The organism is Mesorhizobium sp. M0276, from assembly GCF_040321755.1.
Lineage (GTDB): Bacteria > Pseudomonadota > Alphaproteobacteria > Rhizobiales > Rhizobiaceae > Mesorhizobium.
This window is the reverse complement of record NZ_JAMYSC010000025.1, coordinates 39,830-60,129: the sequence shown is the minus strand read 5'-3', so window position 1 is coordinate 60,129 and position 20,300 is coordinate 39,830. Positions and strand designations below refer to the sequence as shown.

At 63.6% G+C, this 20,300-nt stretch carries 21 protein-coding genes; 12 read left to right on the top strand and 9 right to left on the bottom strand.

Annotation, left to right across the window (positions count from 1 at the left end):
- The first annotated feature begins 27 nt into the window (after positions 1 to 27).
- Positions 28 to 1,020 carry a GlxA family transcriptional regulator gene (locus NKJ01_RS20315; RefSeq protein WP_352730437.1) on the top strand — a complete coding sequence of 331 codons (993 nt, stop codon included), beginning with the start codon at positions 28 to 30 and terminating at the stop codon, positions 1,018 to 1,020.
- Between the two features lie 59 nt (positions 1,021 to 1,079).
- Here the strand turns inward: NKJ01_RS20315 and NKJ01_RS20310 are convergent, their stop codons facing one another.
- Positions 1,080 to 1,688, bottom strand: coding sequence for a cytochrome b/b6 domain-containing protein (locus NKJ01_RS20310; protein WP_084025525.1), 609 nt, complete (start codon positions 1,686 to 1,688; stop codon positions 1,080 to 1,082).
- Between the two features lie 5 nt (positions 1,689 to 1,693).
- Entirely contained in the window at positions 1,694 to 1,960 is a 267-nt protein-coding gene (locus tag NKJ01_RS20305; protein ID WP_023760678.1) for a PepSY domain-containing protein, read from the bottom strand.
- A 166-nt stretch (positions 1,961 to 2,126) separates the two neighbouring features.
- On the opposite strand from NKJ01_RS20305, the gene NKJ01_RS20300 reads away from it, so the two are divergent.
- Entirely contained in the window at positions 2,127 to 2,786 is a 660-nt protein-coding gene (locus NKJ01_RS20300) for a response regulator (RefSeq protein WP_352730434.1), read from the top strand.
- Entirely contained in the window at positions 2,783 to 4,117 is a 1,335-nt protein-coding gene (locus NKJ01_RS20295) for an ATP-binding protein (protein WP_023760676.1), read from the top strand. Before NKJ01_RS20300 ends, NKJ01_RS20295 begins: the two co-directional genes overlap by 4 nt.
- A gap of 2 nt (positions 4,118 to 4,119) precedes the next feature.
- Here the strand turns inward: NKJ01_RS20295 and NKJ01_RS20290 are convergent, their stop codons facing one another.
- On the bottom strand, positions 4,120 to 4,677 hold the full coding sequence (locus NKJ01_RS20290; protein WP_352486792.1) for a sugar O-acetyltransferase: 558 nt from the start codon (positions 4,675 to 4,677) through the stop codon (positions 4,120 to 4,122).
- A 172-nt stretch (positions 4,678 to 4,849) separates the two neighbouring features.
- Here NKJ01_RS20290 and NKJ01_RS20285 point away from each other — a divergent pair, with 172 nt between their 5' ends.
- The 3 genes from NKJ01_RS20285 to NKJ01_RS20275 all read left to right on the top strand — a co-directional run bounded on the left by NKJ01_RS20285 (position 4,850) and on the right by NKJ01_RS20275 (position 7,963).
- A complete protein-coding gene (locus NKJ01_RS20285) occupies positions 4,850 to 5,311 on the top strand; it encodes a DUF4126 domain-containing protein (RefSeq protein ID WP_352730432.1) in 462 nt (153 codons plus the stop codon).
- On the top strand, positions 5,308 to 6,684 hold the full coding sequence (locus NKJ01_RS20280; RefSeq protein ID WP_352730430.1) for an FAD-containing oxidoreductase: 1,377 nt from the start codon (positions 5,308 to 5,310) through the stop codon (positions 6,682 to 6,684). The genes NKJ01_RS20285 and NKJ01_RS20280 overlap by 4 nt, the downstream gene beginning before the upstream one ends.
- A 223-nt stretch (positions 6,685 to 6,907) precedes the next feature.
- Positions 6,908 to 7,963 (top strand): M14 family metallopeptidase, encoded by a 1,056-nt coding sequence (locus NKJ01_RS20275; RefSeq protein ID WP_352730428.1) that lies wholly within the window; start codon positions 6,908 to 6,910, stop codon positions 7,961 to 7,963.
- 241 nt (positions 7,964 to 8,204) lie between these two features.
- Here the strand turns inward: NKJ01_RS20275 and NKJ01_RS20270 are convergent, their stop codons facing one another.
- Entirely contained in the window at positions 8,205 to 8,975 is a 771-nt protein-coding gene (locus NKJ01_RS20270) for an isocitrate lyase/PEP mutase family protein (RefSeq protein WP_352730426.1), read from the bottom strand.
- 320 nt (positions 8,976 to 9,295) lie between these two features.
- Between NKJ01_RS20270 and NKJ01_RS20265 the strand changes: the two genes are divergently transcribed.
- On the top strand, positions 9,296 to 11,485 hold the full coding sequence (locus NKJ01_RS20265; protein ID WP_352730424.1) for an anthranilate synthase: 2,190 nt from the start codon (positions 9,296 to 9,298) through the stop codon (positions 11,483 to 11,485).
- 5 nt (positions 11,486 to 11,490) lie between these two features.
- A complete protein-coding gene (locus NKJ01_RS20260; protein ID WP_352730422.1) occupies positions 11,491 to 12,438 on the top strand; it encodes a cation diffusion facilitator family transporter in 948 nt (315 codons plus the stop codon).
- A gap of 6 nt (positions 12,439 to 12,444) precedes the next feature.
- Here NKJ01_RS20260 and NKJ01_RS20255 read toward each other — a convergent pair whose 3' ends face one another.
- The 3 genes from NKJ01_RS20255 to NKJ01_RS20245 all read right to left on the bottom strand — a co-directional run bounded on the left by NKJ01_RS20255 (position 12,445) and on the right by NKJ01_RS20245 (position 14,243).
- Complete coding sequence (locus NKJ01_RS20255; protein ID WP_352730420.1) at positions 12,445 to 12,831, bottom strand: type II toxin-antitoxin system VapC family toxin; 387 nt, start codon at positions 12,829 to 12,831, stop codon at positions 12,445 to 12,447.
- A complete protein-coding gene (locus tag NKJ01_RS20250) occupies positions 12,828 to 13,073 on the bottom strand; it encodes an antitoxin (RefSeq protein ID WP_023760667.1) in 246 nt (81 codons plus the stop codon). The genes NKJ01_RS20255 and NKJ01_RS20250 overlap by 4 nt, the downstream gene beginning before the upstream one ends.
- Positions 13,074 to 13,139: 66 nt before the next feature.
- On the bottom strand, positions 13,140 to 14,243 hold the full coding sequence (locus tag NKJ01_RS20245) for a hypothetical protein (RefSeq protein WP_352730418.1): 1,104 nt from the start codon (positions 14,241 to 14,243) through the stop codon (positions 13,140 to 13,142).
- A gap of 102 nt (positions 14,244 to 14,345) precedes the next feature.
- Between NKJ01_RS20245 and NKJ01_RS20240 the strand changes: the two genes are divergently transcribed.
- The 4 genes from NKJ01_RS20240 to NKJ01_RS20225 all read left to right on the top strand — a co-directional run bounded on the left by NKJ01_RS20240 (position 14,346) and on the right by NKJ01_RS20225 (position 18,289).
- The gene (locus NKJ01_RS20240; protein WP_352730416.1) at positions 14,346 to 14,786 is read left to right on the top strand and encodes a DsrE family protein; all 441 of its coding nucleotides are present in this window, start codon (positions 14,346 to 14,348) and stop codon (positions 14,784 to 14,786) included.
- Between the two features lie 62 nt (positions 14,787 to 14,848).
- Positions 14,849 to 15,628, top strand: coding sequence for an SDR family NAD(P)-dependent oxidoreductase (locus NKJ01_RS20235; protein WP_352730414.1), 780 nt, complete (start codon positions 14,849 to 14,851; stop codon positions 15,626 to 15,628).
- A 63-nt stretch (positions 15,629 to 15,691) separates the two neighbouring features.
- Positions 15,692 to 16,000, top strand: a complete 309-nt coding sequence (locus NKJ01_RS20230) for a putative quinol monooxygenase (RefSeq protein ID WP_023760663.1) — start codon at positions 15,692 to 15,694, stop codon at positions 15,998 to 16,000.
- 183 nt (positions 16,001 to 16,183) lie between these two features.
- A complete protein-coding gene (locus tag NKJ01_RS20225; protein ID WP_352730412.1) occupies positions 16,184 to 18,289 on the top strand; it encodes a TonB-dependent siderophore receptor in 2,106 nt (701 codons plus the stop codon).
- A 7-nt stretch (positions 18,290 to 18,296) separates the two neighbouring features.
- Here NKJ01_RS20225 and NKJ01_RS20220 read toward each other — a convergent pair whose 3' ends face one another.
- Together NKJ01_RS20220 and NKJ01_RS20215 are read right to left on the bottom strand one after the other, a co-directional pair.
- Entirely contained in the window at positions 18,297 to 19,280 is a 984-nt protein-coding gene (locus NKJ01_RS20220; RefSeq protein WP_352730410.1) for an ABC transporter ATP-binding protein, read from the bottom strand.
- Positions 19,277 to 20,296, bottom strand: coding sequence for an ABC transporter ATP-binding protein (locus NKJ01_RS20215; protein ID WP_352730500.1), 1,020 nt, complete (start codon positions 20,294 to 20,296; stop codon positions 19,277 to 19,279). The genes NKJ01_RS20220 and NKJ01_RS20215 overlap by 4 nt, the downstream gene beginning before the upstream one ends.
- Positions 20,297 to 20,300 lie beyond the last annotated feature (4 nt).

Sequence of the window (20,300 nt, the reverse complement as noted above, 5' to 3'; positions counted from 1 at the left end):
ATATACACTCACTCGCTGGAGGCATCCATGACCGACCCGATCGTTGCCGTCCTCGCCTTCGACGGCATCAGCCCCTTCCATCTCTCCGTGCCGTGCCTGGTCTTCGGCGAGGACAGGACGGCACTTGGGCTACCGCGCTTCGACTTCCGCATCTGCGCGGTCAAGGCCGGCCCAATCCACACCGAGGCCGGCTTGACCGCCGCCGCCCCGCATGGGCTCGAAGGTTTTGACGCTGCCGACATTGTCATCATCCCAAGCTGGCATCGTCTCGGCGAGCCGCCGGCGCCGTTGCTGATGGAGGCGCTGCGCAAGGCACACCGGCGCGGCGCCTTGATTGTCGGACTGTGCCTGGGAACCTTTGCCATAGCCGCAGCCGGGCTATTGTCGGGCCGCCGTGCCGCCACGCACTGGGCCTATTGCGAACAGTTGCAAACACTCCACCCCGATGTCGCCGTCGACGCCACGGTGCTCTATGTCGACAATGGCGATGTCGTTACGTCGGCCGGCGCCGCCGCCGGCCTCGACTGCTGTCTCCACATCGTGCGTGGCCGCTATGGCGCGGAAGCGGCACTGCGGCTGGCCCGCCAGATTGTGCTTTCCCCGCATCGGCAGGGCGGGCAGGCGCAATTCATCGAGCATCCGGTGGCGAGGAGCGCTGATGCCGACCGTTTCGCCCAAGCCCTCGACGCGGTTCGTGCAACGCTCGGCGAGGCGCATAGTCTGGACAGCGTCGCCGAGGCCGCCGGCCTGACCCGGCGCACCTTCACCCGCCGCTTCCAGAAATCGATCGGCACCAGTTTCGGCGAATGGCTGACCGGCCAGCGGGTCGAACTGGCGCAGCGGCTGCTGGAAGCCACGGAGAAACCGATGGATATCGTGGCGTTCGAGGCCGGCTTCGGCAGCGCCACCTCGCTGCGCCAGCATTTCGCCGCTCGGCTCAGGACATCACCGGCGCAATACCGGCGCGAATTTTCCAGGCGGGCCGATCAGAGGGACGAACGTATGGCGCTGTCCTTCTGAGACAGAACGCCGAGGGCGCCGCATCGCGCGGCGCCCTCGGAATTTTGCCGGTTTCTAACTCAGGCAACGTCTTGCGGCGAAGGCGCACGCTTGCGGCCGGTGAGCATGGCGCGAACCAGATTCTCATGATGACGAACGCTGGCCAGCAGCACGCCGCCGACATGAAGTCCGACCAGCACGAGAATTCCATTGCCCAGGATCTTGTGCGTGTCCTCCACCCAGGCCACGCCCCACCAGGCGTCGGTGGTCTGCATCCAGCCGGTAAGCGCAATTCCCGCTACGCAAGCCAGAAGTGCCAGCACCATGGCGCCTCCAGCCGGATTATGGCCGAGATGACGCCTCTCGCGGCCCTTTGCCACGTCGGCGAGATACAGGCTGACGGTTTGCGGTCCGCGCACGAATTGACGAAAGCGCGTATACCCCGAACCCGCAAGCCCGGCGATCAGCCTTGAGGCAATCAGAACCCCAGCGCCATAGCCGGCCAGTTCATGCACCTTCATGATCTCTCCGGAGGAAAGCCAAGCCACCGCAACGCACAGGACCAAGGACCAGTGAAAGAGGCGGACATAGGGGCTCCACACCCTGATCAGGTTTTCTCGTGTCGACTCGACCGAGACTTCTCGTGTCGAATCGACCGAGGCTTCTCGTGTCGAAAAGGTGGCGTTCATGGCGGTCAGCCGTCGTCGGAATCGGCGCCGACCGACTCGAGCGTCTTGGGATTGAAGACGGCTTCCAGCTTCTTGCCCTTGGCGTCGAGCGCCTTGGCTTCATAGCAGCCGTTTTCCGTCTTGATGCTGCGAACCTTCCAGCCTTCGCTTTCAAGCTTCTTTTGCAGCGCCTCGCGCGGCTGCCACTGGTCGGTCGGCACATCACACTTGTCGGCGGCAAAGGCCGGCCCGGCAAGAGCCATCACCAGCGCGGTCAAGGTCAAGGTCTTCATCTTCTTTTCTCCATCGGCCAATTCCGATGTCACGGACCCTGACCGTGAAACCTGACAGCTGCCTGAACACGCCCGGCGTCGCCCAAAAAGCCGCAGTTGGCTTTCATTCAGCTTCCTGTCAGCCTCATCCCGCATAGACGGGCGGGTTGCTGAACACGGAGGCGAAGTGCGCGTTCTGCTGATCGAGGACGACCCTGTACTGGGCGAAGCGGTGCGCGATCACGTTGCCGCCGACGGCCACGCGGTGGATTGGAGCAGGTCGCTTGGTGAAGCCGGCGATCACCTTCGCGTCGTCTCCTATGAACTTGTTCTCCTCGATCTTCATCTGCCGGATGGCAAGGGACTCCAATTCCTGAAGCTGCTGCGCCGCGAAAGCAACGATACGCCAGTCATCATCCTGACCGCCCGCGACCAGCTCTCCGATCGTATAGAGGGGCTGAACTCCGGAGCGGACGACTATCTGGTCAAGCCGTTTGATCTTGGCGAATTGTCCGCGCGCCTCGCCGCCGTCTCGCGCCGCTATGCGGGAAACCCCAATCCCTTGATCCGTTTCGGGTCCGTCGAGATCGACCAGGCCGCCCGCAGCGTCGTCGTCGAAGGCACGGAGGCCATGCTGACATCGCGCGAATGGGCGGTGCTGGAGCAATTCTTGCGCCGGCCCGGCATGACTGTCGGCAAGAACCAGATCGAGGACGCGCTCTATGCCTTCGGCGCGGAGATCGAAAGCAATACTGTCGAAGTGTATGTCAGTCGTCTGCGCAAGAAGATCGGGCGCGACGCCGTCACGACGGTAAGAGGGCTTGGCTACCGCCTGGCATCCTCATGAGACTGCTCAGCAGCCTTGCCGGTCGCCTCGTCGCTTCGCTGATCCTGGTCACGGTCGCCTTCGGCCTGGTCGCCGCCGGCACGGGAAGCATCACGCTGCATCGTGAAATCAACGAAGCCATGGACAGCTCGATGCAGGAAGCGGCGCGCCGGCTGCTGCCGCTGGTGATCGACGATCTTTTCGGACGCGAGGCGTCGCAATCGCCCCGCAGGCTGGCGGAGGCCGTTTCGGACGATGACGGCGGGCGTCTCATTTTCCAGGTGCGCGACGCCACCGGTCACGTTCTCATTCATTCTTACAACGCTCCGGCCGAGCCGCTCACGGCCGAGCTTGTTCAGGGTTTCTCGGAGGCATCGGGATGGCGCATCTACACAGAGCCCACGGTCAGCGGCACGGTTCTCATCCAGGTCGCCGAGCTTGATGCACGACGCAACGAGGAAACCCTCGAAGCCGCCACCGGCTTCCTGATACCAATGGTCATCCTGATCCCCTTGAGCGCACTTTTCGCATGGCTGACCCTGGCGCGTTTCCTGAGGCCTATCGAAACACTGCGCGGCGAGATCAGCGCCCGTCATGGCGACAATCTCGCTCCGATCCGAACCGAGGACTTGCCCTCAGAACTCGCCGCTATCGCCAAGTCGGTCAACAGCCTGATGCGGCGCCTGCACATGGCGCTTGATGCAGAAAAGGAATTCACAGCAAACGCCGCGCATGAATTGCGCACGCCGATTGCCGGCGCGCTGGCACAGACGGAGCGGCTGATTGCTGAAGCTCCGGACGAGGCGGCAAGAAAACGCCCGCGTCAGATCAAGGTGGCGTTGGGCGAGCTTGCCAGCCTGTCTGAAAAGCTGATGCAGTTGGCGCGCGCTGACGCCGGAGTGGCCGTTGCCGGCAACCCCGCCGACCTCGCCGCGGTCGCTGCACTGGTGGTGGAAGACTTCGAACAGCGCAGCGAAAACAAGGGCCGCCTTCGCCTCGAAACGCCTGACAAAGGCAAGGCGATGGCCGCGATCGACACGGATGCACTGGCCATCGTCCTGCGCAACCTCATCGAGAATGCCTTGCGGCATGGCACCGAAGGCGGAGCGGTGGTCGTGCACATAGACGAGGACGCCCGACTCAGCGTGGTCAGCCAAGGCCCGGTGGTTTCCGCGCCTGCTGGCCTGATCAGGCGGTTCGAACGCGGCGCAACACGTGCCGAGGGATCGGGCCTCGGCCTGGCGATCGTCAACCGGATCCTGCAACAGATCGATGCGTCACTGGCGCTGAATTCACCCGCATCAGGCCGACAAGACGGATTTGAAGCGACGATCCGGTTTCCCAAGGCATAGCATCAGCTGCGCCTGACCGCCCGTGCCGGATTGCCGACCACGGTGGTATTGTCGGGCACGTCGCGCGTCACCACCGCACCGGCGCCGACGATGGCGCCCTCGCCGATGCTGACGCCGCCAAGAATGATGGCACCGCCACCGATCCAGGCATTGGCACCGATCTCGACCGGCCTGGCGATCTCCAGTCCCGCTTGCCGCCCACTGGCCTCTTTGTGATGCTCGGCGCAGTAGATTTGCACATGGGGGCCGAGTAGCGTTCCCCTGCCGATGCGTATGCTTGCCGTGTCGAGGATGGTGCAGCCGGCATTGAGAAAGACGCCGTCGCCGAGAAAGATGTTGAAGCCATAGGCGCAGTGGAACGGCGCCTCGATGCGGGCGCCCTCACCGGCCTTGCCGAGCAACGCCTTCAGGCTTGGCCCGAGATTGCCGCGCTGCCGCGGCGGCAGGCAATTGTGCTCGAACACCGCGTCGCGCGTTGTCGCCCGCAACGCCTCGAGTTCGTCGTCGAGGCACGTGTACCATTGGCCGGCCGCCATCTTTGCGCGCTCGCTTTCAGCCATGACGGTGTCTCCAGTTGACGTCTTTGCCAAAGCACAATTGCAATGGACGGGAAAGTGCCAATGCCTCTGCAACACCGGGCGCAAAAACCATTCCAATTTTCGAAGTCATGCGCTGGCCAAATGCCGGACCTATGCTAGCCTGCTCTTGCCGGAGAGATCGAGGGGATCAACAATGCTCTATATTCTCGCACTCCTGATCGGCGTCATTGCCGGTCTTCGCGCCATGACCGCGCCAGCCGCCGTCGCCTGGGGCGCCTGGCTCGGCTGGCTGCCGGTTGCCGGCACCTGGGCGAGCTTCATGAGCCATTGGGCGGCCGTCGGCATTTTCACCATCCTGGCCATCGTCGAGATGGTCACCGACCAATTGCCGTCGGCGCCAAGCCGCAAGGTACCGCAGCAATTCGGCGCCCGCATCATCATGGGTGCCTTCACCGGCGCGGTCATCGGCGCGACAGGCGGCGCCACCATCGGCGGCCTGATCGCCGGCGCCATCGGCGCGGTCATCGGCACGCTGGGCGGCGCCGAGGCGCGCGGCCGGCTCGCCGCCGCCTTCGGCAAGGATCCGCCCGCCGCGTTCATCGAGGATGCGGTGGCGATCATCGGCGGCCTCCTGATCGTGGCGGCGGTGGCATGACGGCCAAGACGTTCGACGCTATCGTCATCGGCGCCGGACAGGCCGGGCCGCCATTGGCGGGCCGGCTGACGGAAGCCGGCATGAGCGTGGCGCTGATCGAGCGCAAGCTGGTCGGCGGCACCTGCGTCAACACCGGCTGCATGCCGACCAAGACCATGGTTGCCAGTGCCTATGCCGCGCAGCTGGCGCGGCGCGCGGCCGACTATGGCGTCACGCTCGGCGGCCCCGTCGGCGTCGACTATGCCAGGATCAAGGCGCGCAAGGACAAGGTGACGATCGACGCCCGCACCAATCTGGAGAGTTGGATCGGCGGCATGAAGGGCTGCACGCTCTACCGTGGCCATGCGCGTTTCGAATCCTCCAACGCGGTGCGCGTCGGCGACGAGCTTCTGACCGCCGAAAAAATTTTCCTCAATACCGGCGGCCGGGCCGCGGTGCCCGACCTGCCCGGCATCCACGACATCGACTATTTGACCAATTCCTCGATGATGGATCTCGACGTGCTGCCGCGCCATCTCGTCGTCGTCGGCGGCAGCTATGTCTCGCTCGAATTCGCGCAGATGTTCCGCCGCTTCGGCAGCGAAGTCACCGTCATCGAGAAGAGCCTCCGCCTGACCGGCCGCGAAGACGAGGATGTCTCGGCCGTCATCCTGTCGATCCTCGAAAACGAAGACATTACAGTCCATGTCGGTGCCGACGACATCAGCTTCGCCAAGCAGGGCAAGGACATCGCGGTGAGCTTCTCGGCCGGCAAACCGCCGGCGGTCGGATCGCATGTGCTGCTGGCTCTGGGTAGGACGCCCAACACCGACGACCTCGGCCTCGATAGAGCAGGCGTCGAGGTCGACCGGCGCGGCTTCGTCATTGTCGACGACCAGCTGCGCACCAGCGTGCCCGGTATCTGGGCGATGGGCGATTGCAACGGCAAGGGCGCCTTCACCCACACCTCCTACAACGACTACGAGATCGTCGCCGCCAACCTGCTCGACAACGATCCGCGCAAGGTCAGCGACCGCATCGAAGCTTATGCGCTCTACATCGACCCGCCGCTCGGCCGCTGCGGCATGACCGAGGCCGCGGTGAAGAAATCCGGCCGTCGCGCACTGGTCGGCCAGCGGCCGATGACCCGCGTCGGCCGCGCTGTCGAAAAGGGCGAGACGCAAGGCTTCATGAAGATCCTGGTCGATGCAGACACCAGGGAAATCCTCGGCTGCTCGGTGCTCGGCCCCGGCGGCGACGAAGCGGTGCATTGCGTGCTTGACCTGATGTACGCCAAGGCGCCCGTCGACACGCTCGCGCGCGCCGTGCACATCCATCCCAATGTCTCGGAATTGCTGCCGACCATTGCCCAGGAGTTGAAGCCGCTGGTTTGAGAGCGCCTGCGGCAACCCATAAGGCCCTTCTTTTTCTGAATTGCTGGATGTGGCCGCACGCGTCTTCACCGCCTTCGGCCATGGCGCAACACTTGCCCTGCTGGCGGTCACCGTCGCTGAGGCTCCCGCAGAGTAACCTCTTGCGCCCATAGCGGGGGCGGCTGGACCAATCGACATCGGCACCCTCAAACGGGCATGTCTCATGCTCTTGATGGAGGACGTCATGCAGAAATCGATCGAGCGCATCGCCGGTGAAAGCGAGGGCGTTTCCTACGAATTCCCGCTGTTCCGCTTTGCGGGCGCGGACAAGGCTGCCCCTTCGGCCTATCTGCAGGCAGCTCTCCATGCCGGTGAATTACCGGGCGTCGTCGCCATCGACGCGCTGATGCCGACGCTCAACAAGGCGGAGGCCGAGGGTCGCATCAAGGGCAACCTCACCATCGTGCCCTGGGCCAACCCGATCGGCCGGGCGCAGTATCATTTCGGCGAGCATCAAGGCCGCTTCCATCTGGGCACGCGCACCAATTTCAACCGCGGCTTTCCGCTGCTCGCCGCGCCAGACATAGCCCTCTTGCACGACACCGCACTTGGCACGGCCGACCAGCGGCTGAAGACCCGGCTGGTGCAACTGTCGCTTGGCCATGACATCGTGCTCGACCTGCACTGCGACGACGAAGGCCTCGCCTATCTCTACGTCCACACCAGCCTGTGGCCGGCAATGGCCGATTGTGCGGCCGCCATGGGCGTCGATGCGGTCGTGCTGTGGAGCGAGGACACCGATGGCACCTTCGAAGGCGCCTCGATCATGCCCTACCAAAACGTTCCCGATGATGTGGCCAAGCTCGGCCGCCGCGTCGCCACCACGGTCGAATATCGCGGCATCCTCGATGTCGACGGCTCCTTGGCCGCCTCCGACGCCGAAGGGCTATACCGGCTGCTGGTGGCGCGCGGCGTGATCGCCGATGCCACGCTGCCCGCGCCTGGCTCGTTCAAAGGGGTCGTCGCGCCGCTGGAGAACATCGACATGATGCCGGCGCCCCGAGCCGGTGCCGTGCTCTATGACGTGAAGCCCGGCGACCGTGTCGCCAAAGGCGCGCGCCTCGCCACCATCGTCCATGCACCGGGCGAAGCCGATGGCCGCACGGAGGTCTTCGCACCGCAAGACGGCATCATCCTGACCCGCCGATCGCGGCGCATCATCCGCGCCGGCGAGGATCTGCTGAAGCTGGTCGGTGACAGGAAGAGCGCCGACGCCCGGTCAGGGACGCTAGAGGACTGAGAAAACTTCGTCATTCTAGGGCGAAGCAAGGAGCGAAGCGACGCGGCGCAGACCCTAGAAGCCATGCCGCGACTTCAAAGCGTCGCTACGTGCAGAATTCTGTTCCGCTGCGCCCTTCAACTGAGGTCGCGGCATGGATCCTCGGGTCTTCGCGACGTCGCTTCGCTCCTGCTCCGCCCGTGGATGACGAAGTTGCGAGGCTTCGGCCAATCCCAAACCCGTTGCATGCAGCATCACCCGCCTACCCCGAAATAGCCTGCCGCGCTTTCGCCTCCAGCCACTCGGCCATCTGCCGGTAAGGCACCGGTCCGTGGCTGATGCGGGCGACGCCGAGTTCGGCCAGCCGCTGGCGCGGCGGCACATGCGCCAGCGCGATGATGTTGACCGGCAACGCGATTGCCTTGCAGAGCGCCTCGATGAGGCCCTCATCGCCAAGACCCGGCGCGAAAAAGCCGCTCGCTCCGGCCTTTTCATAGGCCCGCGCCCGTTCGATCGCCTGATCGAGCAGCGCCTTGTCGTGCGCATCCGGCTTGGCCTTGAGGAAGATATCGGTTCGGGCGTTCAGGAAGGCCGGGATGCCGGAGGCCTTGACGGCAGCCGCCGCGGCTTCGATCCGCTTTGCCTGGACAGTGATGTCGTGCAGGCCGGTGCCGCCGACAATCTGGTCCTCGAAATTGAAACCGATGGCACCGGCCTGCAAGGCAAGCGTCACGGTTCGGGCGACGATGTCCGGGTCGACGCCATAACCGCCTTCAAGGTCCATGGTCACCGGCAAGTCGACCGACCCGACGATGCGCCTGATGTTGTCGAGTGCCAGCTCCAGCGGGATCTTCTCGCCATCGGCATATCCGAACGCGGCCGCCACCGGCCAGCTTCCGGTGGCGATCGCCTTGGCGCCTGCTTTCTCGACGATCTTGGCCGAGCCCGGATCCCATGCATTGTAGAGGATGATTGGGTTTCCCCTGACGTGGAGGGAATGGAACGTGCGCGCGCGCTCGATTTGCTCGGTCATCGGCGTTTCCCATGTTCTTGCTGTTGGATGAACAATCTAGGCCGCGCTGTCGGCTCTGGCGATGTGCCATGAGATGCAGAAGCTGCGGCCACCGGACAGGCTTTTCAAACCTGTTGCGTATCCTCCCTTTCGCAGCTATGGATTTCGCGATGAACATGCGTTCGACCAAGACCATTTGGTGGTGGGCCTGCTGACAGCGGCCTGTTCGAACACGTGCGCGTGAAAAGAGAGGGTGGCCGCAACGGAAAGTCCGGGCGGCCATTTGTTTTTTCCAAGCCATTCCCGGGTCCGTTGCCCCAAATAAGCTGATGGAGACGGCAATGACGATGAAGGTTCTGGATAACGGGGCGGAAAGTTTCGTGACCGCGGGTGGCGTGACCATCACCCGCGAGCGCCACGACCAGCCCTATGCGGGCGCGATCGACGCTTACGTCGACGGCCTGAATTCGCGCCGCGGCGCCGTGTTTTCCTCGAACTACGAATATCCCGGTCGCTACACGCGCTGGGACACCGCCATCATCGATCCGCCGCTGGTCATCTCGGCACGCGGCCGCGCCATGCGCATTGAGGCGCTGAACCGCCGTGGCGAAGCGCTGTTACCGGTCATCGGCAACGCGCTGGGTGGGCTCGCCGACGTCACCATCGCCGAGATATCGAAAAAGCTCATCCGCCTCGACGTCGCCAAGCCCGGTCGCGTCTTCACCGAGGAGGAGCGCAGCCGCGTTCCTTCGGTCTTCACCGTCCTGCGCGCCATCACTGCCTTGTTCAAGACCGAGGAAGACGCCAATCTCGGTCTCTACGGTGCCTTCGGCTACGACCTCGCCTTCCAGTTCGACCCGGTCGACTACAAGCTCGAGCGCAAGCAAAATCAACGCGCCCTGGTACTGTTCCTGCCCGATGAGATCCTGGTCGTCGACCATTATTCGGCTAAGGCCTGGACCGACCGCTACGACTATGCTGGCGACGGGTTTTCGACGGAAGGATTGCCGCGCGACGAAATCGCCGAGCCGTTCAAGAGCCCCGACCGCATTCCGCCGCGCGGCGACCATGAGCCCGGCGAATACGCCAATCTGGTGCGCAAGGCGATGGACAGTTTCAAGCGCGGCGACCTTTTCGAGGTCGTCCCCGGACAGATGTTCTACGAGCGCTGCGAGACGCAGCCATCCGAGATTTCGCGCAAGCTGAAGTCGATCAACCCCTCGCCCTATTCCTTCTTCATCAATCTGGGCGAAGGCGAATATCTGATCGGCGCCTCGCCCGAAATGTTCGTGCGCGTCAACGGCCGCCGTGTCGAGACCTGCCCGATCTCGGGCACCATCAAGCGCGGTGACGATGCCATCTCCGATTCCGAGCAGATCCTGAAACTGCTGAACTCCAAGAAGGACGAATCCGAACTGACCATGTGCTCGGACGTCGACCGCAACGACAAGTCGCGGGTCTGCGAGCCGGGTTCGGTGCGCGTTATCGGCCGCCGCCAGATCGAGATGTATTCGCGCCTGATCCACACCGTCGATCACATCGAAGGCCGGCTGCGCGAAGGCATGGATGCCTTCGACGCGTTTCTGTCGCATGCCTGGGCGGTCACCGTCACCGGCGCGCCGAAACTGTGGGCCATGCGCTTCATCGAACAGAACGAAAAGAGCCCGCGCGCCTGGTATGGCGGGGCGATCGGCATGGTCAATTTCAACGGCGACATGAACACCGGCCTCACGCTTCGCACCATCCGCATCAAGGACGGCATTGCCGAAGTGCGTGCCGGCGCCACATTACTCTTCGACAGCGTTCCCGAGGAAGAAGAGGCCGAAACCGAACTGAAGGCATCCGCCATGCTCTCCGCCATTCGCGACGCCAAGACAGGCAATTCCGCCAGCACCGAGCGCACCACCGCGCGCGTTGGCGACGGCGTCAACATCCTGCTTGTCGACCACGAGGACTCGTTCGTCCACACGCTGGCCAATTATTTCCGCCAGACCGGAGCCAATGTCTCGACCGTGCGCACGCCGGTGCCGGAGGAAGTGTTCGACCGGCTGAAGCCCGACCTTGTCGTGCTGTCGCCAGGACCGGGCACGCCGAAGGACTTCGATTGCGCCGCAACCATCAGACGAGCGCGCACCCGCGACCTGCCGATCTTCGGCGTCTGCCTTGGCCTGCAAGCCCTGGCCGAGGCCTATGGCGGCGAACTCAGGCAGTTGCACATACCGATGCACGGCAAGCCGTCGCGCATCCGCGTCTCCAAGCCCGGCATCATCTTCTCCGGCCTGCCCAAGGAAGTCACCGTCGGCCGCTATCACTCGATCTTTGCCGACCCGGTGCGGCTGCCCGACGATTTCATCGTCACGGCGGAAACCGAAGATGGCGTCATCATGGCCTTCGAACACCGCAAGGAACCGATCGCGGCGGTGCAGTTCCACCCGGAATCGATCATGACGCTCGGCCACAATGCCGGGATGCGCATCATCGAGAACATAGTCGCCCACCTGCCGCGCAAGGCCAAGGAAAAGGCCGCCTGACAATCATGGCCGAAACCGAGGACACAATGGCGATCGCGGCCAAGGCGGCCGCGAAGCGCAAGGTCGCCAACCTTGCCTTCTGGTCGATCATCATTGCGGCAATCGTGCTCGGCTTGAAGCTCGTCGCCTGGTACGTCACCGGCTCGGTCGCGCTCTATTCGGACGCGCTGGAATCGATCGTCAACGTCATTGCGTCGATCGCCGCTTTCTGGGCGATCCAGGTCAGCTACAGGCCGGCCGACCAGGACCATCCCTTCGGCCACCATAAGGCGGAGTATTTCTCGGCGGTGCTGGAAGGCGTGCTGATCGTTCTCGCCGCGCTTTTGATCCTCAACGAGGTCTGGCGCTCCTGGCAGACCCCGGCACCGCTCGAACAGCCCTGGGAAGGTCTTTCCGTCAACGGCGTCGCTACCGTTATGAATGCCTTCTGGGCGTGGACGCTGATCCGCGCCGGCAGGTCGGAGAAGTCACCGGCGCTGGTCGCCGACGGCAATCATATCATGACCGACGTGGTCACCTCGATCGGTGTCTTCGGCGGCCTGGTCGGTGCGGTCCTGACCGGCTGGCAGATCCTCGATCCAGCACTTGCCGTCCTCGTGGCGCTGAACATCCTGTGGCAGGGCTGGCACGTCATCGGCTCGTCGATGAACGGCCTGATGGACCGCGCCGTCGACACGCAGGAGCACATGCGCATCCGCGACGTCATCTCGGCCAATTGCAAGGGCGCGATCGAGGTCCACGACCTCAAGACCCGCATCGCCGGCCGCGCCACCTTCATCGAATTCCATCTGGTCGTCGATGCCGACATGTCGGTCGGCGCCAGCCATGTCATCTGCGACCGCATCGAGGACGCCCTGAAGGCCGAAATCCCCTCCGTGCGGGTCACCATCCACGTCGAGCCCGACGACGAGGCCAAGCTGCCCAAGGGCACGACGGCGGTGCCGTTTGCCTGAGGCGGTTCACCAGGTCTCGATTGAGAGATCTTTGATACGCTCGAATTCCCGGACATTGCGGGTCATCAGTGTGAGGTTTCGAGCGCGCGCCTGCCCGCCGATCAACGCATCGTAGGGACCGATCGGAGTTCCCAACGTCGCAAGCGTTGCCCGAATCTCGCCGGCATGTTTCGCGTCTTCCCGGTCAAATTCGAGGACGGGGAACTGCAGAGCTTCTATGCGTGCCAAATTTTCGGGCCTTCGCTGGCTCTTTTCAGCACCATAGTACAATTCGTGCACCACTATCGCCGAGAGGGCAAAGTCCTGCGGCGTGTGCTGTTTGAGTAATGTCAGCAGACCCTCATCGCCCTTGATGACCGCGATAATGGCATTGGTGTCGAGCAGGTAGATCACTTGAAGACGTCATCCAGGGCGGGTCGATCCTGGCCGTCCTGACGTTCCAGCGCTGCCTCGGCGAAATCATTATCAAGCGGTCCAATCACTTGGTCGAGCCACGCCCAATCCTGCGCAAGCGGTTCCAGGATGACGGTTTGCCCGTGACGGCGAATCGAAACCTCATCTGTTTCGAAACGGAACTCCTTGGGCAGACGCACAGCTTGTGACCGGCCCGACCAGAACACTTTTGCCTTGTCCATCATGCTATCCTCAAATGAGATATAGCAAAGATATATCCCTTCATGACGACGTAGACAAGTGCGAACTCAAGGCGCGCAGGCCGATTGCGGCATTGGCTGCAGCCGATAGACCTTGTCGTCGGATTTGGTCTTGCCGTCGGCGGCCTTCGAACACAGGTCGACGATCGCGAGTGCGCTGTTGGGGTTGGCCAGCATCATCGTGCCGTCGGCGCCTCGCTTGAGAAAAATCTCCTTCTGCGCGATATCGCAGGAGAAATTGCTCATCTTCGAGCTCGCCGCGCAGCGCCATTGGTCGGCCTCGCCCTGACAGGAATAGGTCTGCGTCACCTCAGCCGATTTTTGCCGCGTGGTAACCGAGACGGCAATGTCGGCGCCATCAGGCCAGTTGGCTGCATCGCTCCCTGAAGCAAACGACGCCAGTTCGACCGGCCCGCGGAAAACCCGGATCGACTGCGTCAGTTGATCGGGATGCGAGCCGAGATGCGCTGCATCGTAGTCGCGCCCATAGCAGAACGCCTGGTCCGGCTTCAGCCGCTCGCGCAGAGGCAGCCCAAGCGCGGGGTCGACTGGATCGATGCGCGCGAACTCCGCCTTGCAGGTCGCGGCCGGCATTGGGTCGAGGCGGAAATTGTCGTCCTCCGAACCCAGCGCCTGCCTGTCATATTCCGCTGCGCCCAACTCCTCTTCCGAATCGGCATCGAGATAGATGTCGGGCTGCAGATCCGAGAGGAGCAGCCGGCCCTTGTCGTCGACCTTCAGCGATGCAAGCGTCCGGTCGCACTCCATACCGCAATGGATGGCGCCTGCCTTGCCGTCCTCCGACGCATGATTGCACCAGCCGCCGGCCCATTCCGGCGCCTTGGCGCCGCGCACGGAGGTGGCGATGAAGGCATTGTAGGAAGTGTCGGAATTCACGGTCGGCTCTTCATTCGGCCGGCTGACCGGATCATGGCCGTAGTAGAAGAAGATCCGCGCCACCTTCTGCTTCGGGTGCGCCTTCAGATGCGCCGCATCATAGACGCGGCCGAAACAGGCATCAGCGTGGTTGGGACTGAGTTCGGTGAGCTTGAGCGCATCGTCCGCGGAGGCCGATCCTGCAAGCACGCCAAGCAGCGCCGCGCCAAACCCGGCGCCGGCGACTGTCTTCCATTCCCCTGCCCTGACCGCCATGTAATCTCTCCCCCGCATCGACAGGACGCAATGTCAATTTATGCTAGTATTGCGGCTGGAGTCACGCAATTCGCGGTGAGCCGCCAAGCGGGGGAGGATGCCATGCGCCGGCGCGATATGTTCCGCGCGATTCTTGCCGGAACCGGAACGGTTCTTGGTCTGCGGGCGGTGCAGGCCGCAGCGGTAACGGAGCCGGCCCGGCAAAAGGTCGCCTATCACTTGAGCGACGTCGACAAGGTCAACTTCGTGCTCGGCAACATCAAGAACCACTATGATGGCACCGGCGGCAATGTCGACATCGTGCTGGTCGTGCATGGCCCTGCCTTGGCGGTCTTCAAGTCGAAAGGCATATCGGCCGCGATTTCCGGGCGCTTCGCCGGCCTGGTGCAGCAGGGGCTGGAACCGCATGCCTGCGCCAACACCATGCAGGGCATGGATATTTCGCTCGCCGACCTGCTCGCCGGGTTCCATGCCGCCGACAAGGGCGGCGTCGTCAAACTCGCCGAACTGCAAGGCCAGGGTTACGCCTATCTGCGCCCGTGAGGCTTGAACACCGGGGTGGCAAGGGCCTACGAAGGGCAGGCAGACATCCCGGAGGAAGAACCGTGCCAGCCACCACACTCAGCATACCCGATCTCGCCGGCAAGGCGGTGCTGGTCACCGGTGCGTCGACCGGTATCGGCGCTGCGCTGGCGCTGGCTTATGCAGCGCAGAAATGCAAGGTGGCGCTGCACTACAATTCGAGCCGCGACGCCGCCGAAAGGCTCGGGTTGACGATCGCCGACAAGGGCGGCGAGGTGTTTCTCGTCCAGGGCGATTTTTCCGTTGCCGCCGATGTCGAACACGTCGTCGAGGAGAGCGCGCAGTATTTCGGCCGCCTCGACGGGCTGGTCAACAATGCCGGCGGCATGCTTGGCCGCGTGCCCTACGCAGAGCAGACCGAAGCGCATTACGACGCGGTGATGGACCTCAATGCGCGTTCGGTATTGACCGCCTCGCGCAGGGCGATCCCGTGGCTGAAGAAACAGGGCGGCTTCATCGTCAACACCTCGTCGATCGCCGCGCGCAATGGAGCGGGCGGCGGCGCCGGACTTTACGGCTCGGCCAAGGCATTCGTCTCCAATGTGACGCGCGGCATGGCCAAGGAGCTGATCGGCTTCGGCATCCGCGTCAACGCGGTGGCGTCCGGCACCATTCTGACGCCGTTCCACGAGCGCTATTCGACCGACGACCAGATGAAAGGCATGATCGCCACCATTCCGCAGGGGCGTGCCGGCACGGCTGAGGATTGCGTCGGCGCCTATCTGTTCCTCTCTTCCGATCTTTTGAGCGGCTACATCACCGGCCAGGTGATCGAGGTGAATGGCGGCCAGTTGATGCCTTGAGCGGCTATCGGCATACTGGCTATCTGCATGTTCTTGTCGACAACCTCAAACGGAGACAACGGAATGTACGGACTGATCGGCAAGATGCGGGCGGCGCGCGGCCAGCGTGACGCGGTCATCGACCTCCTGCGCGCCAGCACCGGCGCCCTGCCGGGTTGCCTCAACTACATCATCGCCCGCGACCCCGCGGATGCCGATGCTATCTGGGTCACCGAAGTGTGGATCGACGCCGAAAGTCACAAGGCATCGCTGCAGCTTCCGGAAGTCCAGGCGACGATCGCCAAGGCCCGGCCGTTCATCGCCGGCTTTGAATTCCAGGTCGAAACCCATCCTGTCGGCGGCTTCGGGCTGGCCGACGCCAAGACCGGCTGACCAGGACAGACGGCAAAGCCGCCGCCCCAGAAGCTCAAAACCAAATCGGTCGAATCCGTCAGCAGTGCCGCTCTGCAACAGCCCATGTCAGCTTGGGCCGCTGCGGGAAAAAATACTTGACTCCCATACTCATATTTGAGAACGCGGGGACGCAATCAAGCATGAGACGGTGGAGACGAGTTGATGCGAACAAGGCTGACGACATGGCGCCTGTGGATCTCATTGTTGGGCGGCGCGGCGATGCTCGGCCAGTCCGGCGCTGCACATGCGCAGGACAGCGAAACGTCCACCATGCTCGGCAACATCGAGGTCACCGCGCAGAGCAACGAAATCCTGAAGCAGGATGGCTATGTCGCCAAGAAGGATCGCATCGGCACCAAGACCGACACGCCGCTGGCCAGGATTCCGCAGGCCGTTTCAGTGGTGACGCAGGCGCAGATCGAGGACCAGAAGCCGCGTACGCTGAACGAAACGCTCGGCTACACTGCCAGCGCCAACCCCAACAGTTTCGGCTTCGACACCCGCTACGATGCGTTCTTCCTGCGCGGCTTCCAGGCCTTCTACAACGGCATGTTCCGCGACGGGCTGCGCCAGTACAATGGGCCTTCGGCCTGGTTCAGGACCGAGCCCTACGGGATCGAGGGCGTGACAATCCTGAAAGGCCCGGCATCGTCGCTCTATGGTGTCAGCGGCCCGGGCGGCATCGTCAATGTCGTCACCAAGCGCCCCAAGGATGAGCCGTTCCGCGAGATCGAACTGCTCGCAGGCGAGCACAACCGGTTTCAGGCGGGCCTTGACGCATCCGGACCCGTGAACGAGGACGGCACCGTCCTCTATCGCTTCACCAGCCTCGGCCGCAAAAGCGATACCGAATTGCCTAGCTATCCCGACGACAAAGTCTATCTGGCGCCGGCTGTCACCTTCAAACCGGACGAGGACACCAAGCTCACCATTCTTGGCGAATATTCGAAATCGGTCACCGGTGGCACGGCCGCCTTCTACAATTCAGGCTATGGCGTGCTGTCCAATGTCTATGAGGGCGATCCGGCCTGGAACGATTTCACCCAGAGCCAGGGCCGCATCGGCTACGAGTTCGAGCATCGTTTCAACGATGTGCTGACGGTGCGCCAGAACCTGCGCTACAACGCCGTCGACACCGACATCGAGTACAGCGGTCACTATCCGGACGGTGCCGACTTGAAGCGCTACTGGGGCCACTACACCGAGACCATGAAGAACTTCGTCGTCGACAATATGGCGCAGTTCGAGTTCGACACCGGCGCGGTCAGGCACACCGCCGTCGGCGGCATCGACTATGCCTGGTCGGACTACGACGCCGGCAGCGGTCTGTCCTATGTCTCGGTCGACGACATCAAGGCGATGCCGGTTCCCCACTCCGGCGGACAGGAGATGAACCAGCTCGGCGTCTATCTGCACGACCAGATGGAGTGGAACGATTTCATCCTGTTCACCAGCGGCCGCTACGACTGGGTCGACACAACCTCCACCGCCGCCGACTACAGCACGTCGAAGCAGAAGGACAGCGCCTTTTCCGGCCGTCTCGGCCTGTCCTACCAGACCGAATGGGGCATCACGCCCTACGTCAACTATTCGACCTCGTTCTCGCCCAATATCGGCTTCGTGTATGACGACGTCACCAGCCCTGTCGGCCGTGTCGCCCGGCCGACCATCGCGACGCAGAAGGAGATCGGCGTCAAATACGAGATCCCGAATTACAATGCGACCGTCAGCGCCGCGCTGTTCGACATCGACCAGAAGGACGGCGTCGTCTTCGACGCCTCGACAGGCATCAACAAGCAGCGCCAGCTCGACCTGAATTCGCGCGGTGTCGAACTGGAAGCCAATGCCTCGCTCGACAACGGCTTCAGCTTCATCGCTTCCTATACCTATCTGCGCGTCAGGATCGAGCGTGGCGCCGAAGGAACCGATGGCAAGGAGCTATCAGCGACGCCGAACCACATCCTGTCGCTGTGGGGCCACTACCAGTTCGAGAACGGCACGCTGGAGGGGTTGGGGCTCGGCACTGGAGTGCGCGTCGCCGGCTCGAGCTATGGCGACGACACCAACACATTTAAGAACAGCGCACGCGCCTTCGTCGACGCCTCGCTCTCCTATGATTTCGGCTATCGCAATCCGAAGTTGGAAGGCGTCAAGCTGCAGGTCAACGCCAAGAACCTGTTCGACAGCCAGAAGACCATCTGCTCGGCGGGCTATTGCTACCGCGACGAGGGCCGCTCACTGTTCGCCGGCCTGCGCTACCGCTTCTGACGAGAGCCTAGCCCGCCCTCGGATGGTGGCAGGCGACGAAGTGGTTCTTGTCGACGAGCGAAAGTACCGGACGCTCGTGGCGGCAGACCGAAGTCGCCGCCACGCAACGCGTGTGGAAACGGCAGCCCGACGGCGGGTCGAGCGGGCTCGGCAGATCGCCCTTGAGCATGATCCGCTGGCCTGGCCGGTTGTCGACGTCGGGTACCGGCACTGCCGAGCGAAGCGCTATCGTGTAGTGATGCCGTGGCGCTGAAAAGACAGCGTCGACAGGCCCCGTTTCGACGATCGAACCCATATACATCACCGCCACCCGCGACGAGAACTGCCTGACCACCGAGAGATCGTGGGCGATGAACACATAGGTCAGGTTGAACTCGTCGCGCAGGTCGCAAAGCAGGTTGATGATCTGCGCCTGGATCGACACGTCCAGAGCCGACACCGGTTCGTCGGCAACGATCAGGCGCGGCCGCAGCGCCAGCGCGCGGGCGATGCCTATCCGCTGGCGCTGTCCGCCGGAGAATTCATGCGGAAAGCGCTGGGCATGCTCGGGAAGCAGTTCGACGCGGACCAGCAATTCCTCGACGCGATCCGCCATTTCCGATCGCGCCAGTCTTTCATGCACGCGGAACGGGTCCGCCAGCAGGTCGCCGACGCGGCGGCGCGGGTTGAGCGAAGCGGCGGGATCCTGAAACACCATCTGCATCTGGCGGCGTATCGGCCGAAGCTGCCGTTGCGAGGCTTTGGTGATATCGCGGCCTTCGAATTCCAGTGACCCGGACGTGATTTCCGTGAGCCGGACGAGGCAGCGCCCCAGCGTCGATTTTCCGCAGCCCGACTCGCCGACGATGCCAAGCGTCTCGCCCGGGAAGATGTCGAGCGAGATCTGCTCCACCGCATGGACGATCCGCCGTTGAAAGGGCGAGCGCCCGACTGGATAGTGTTTCGACAGATCGCTGGTCCGCACCAGCGGTTTCGGCCTGGTTTCGCTCATGCCGGCACGGCTCTGCCAGCCAGCGTCGGCCGCAGATCCTGGCGGCCGTCCCGCGGAAGAAAGCATGCCGACCGGTGCCCGCCCGCTCCACCAAGCGCAGGCTGGGCGGCACAGGCTTCATGGCGGAATGTGCACCGCGGCCCGAAAGCGCAGCCCTGCGGCATCTGGCTCAGTTTCGGCGGGCTGCCGGGAATGGCCGTCAGCCGCGCGGGACGCGGACCTTGCATCGGCGGGATCGAGCCGAAAAGCCCCCACGCGTAGGGGTGAAGCGGCTGGCGGAAGAGCTGCCCCTTGCTGCCCTCCTCGACAACCCGCCCGGCATACATCACCAGCACGCGGTCGGCGACTTCGGCGACCACGCCGAGATCATGGGTGACCAGGATGACGGCGGATCCGAACTCGTTGCGCAATCGACCGATCAGCTCCAGGATTTGCGCCTGCACCGTCACGTCGAGCGCCGTCGTTGGCTCATCGGCGATCAGCAGTGCCGGATTGCACGACAGCGCCATGGCGATAACGGCGCGCTGGCGCATGCCGCCGGACAGCTGGTGGGGATAGCGGTCGACCGCGTTGTCGGGGCTCGGCAATCCAACCGCGTCGAGCAAGTCCACCGCCCGCTTGCGCGCAGCAGCGCGCGACACCCGCTCATGCGCGCGGATCTGCTCGATGATCTGGTCGCCGATCGTATGTACTGGCGTCAGCGCCGTCATCGGATCCTGGAAGATCATCCCGATCTGCCGGCCGCGAATGGCATCGAGGGCTCGGCGCTTTAGACCCAGCAACTCCTGGCCGAGAAAACGCACCGACCCGGTGACGGCGGCGTTGGGACTGCTGATCAAGCCCAGAATGGCGAGCAAGGTCTGGCTCTTGCCCGAACCGCTTTCACCGACGACGCCGAGGATCTCGCGCTGCGCGAGCGAGAACGAGACGCCGCTGACGGCAGGCACCACACCGCCCTCGGTGCGGAACGAGACGCACAGATTCTCAACGACCAGCAGCGGCCTGTCGGGGGGCATCTTG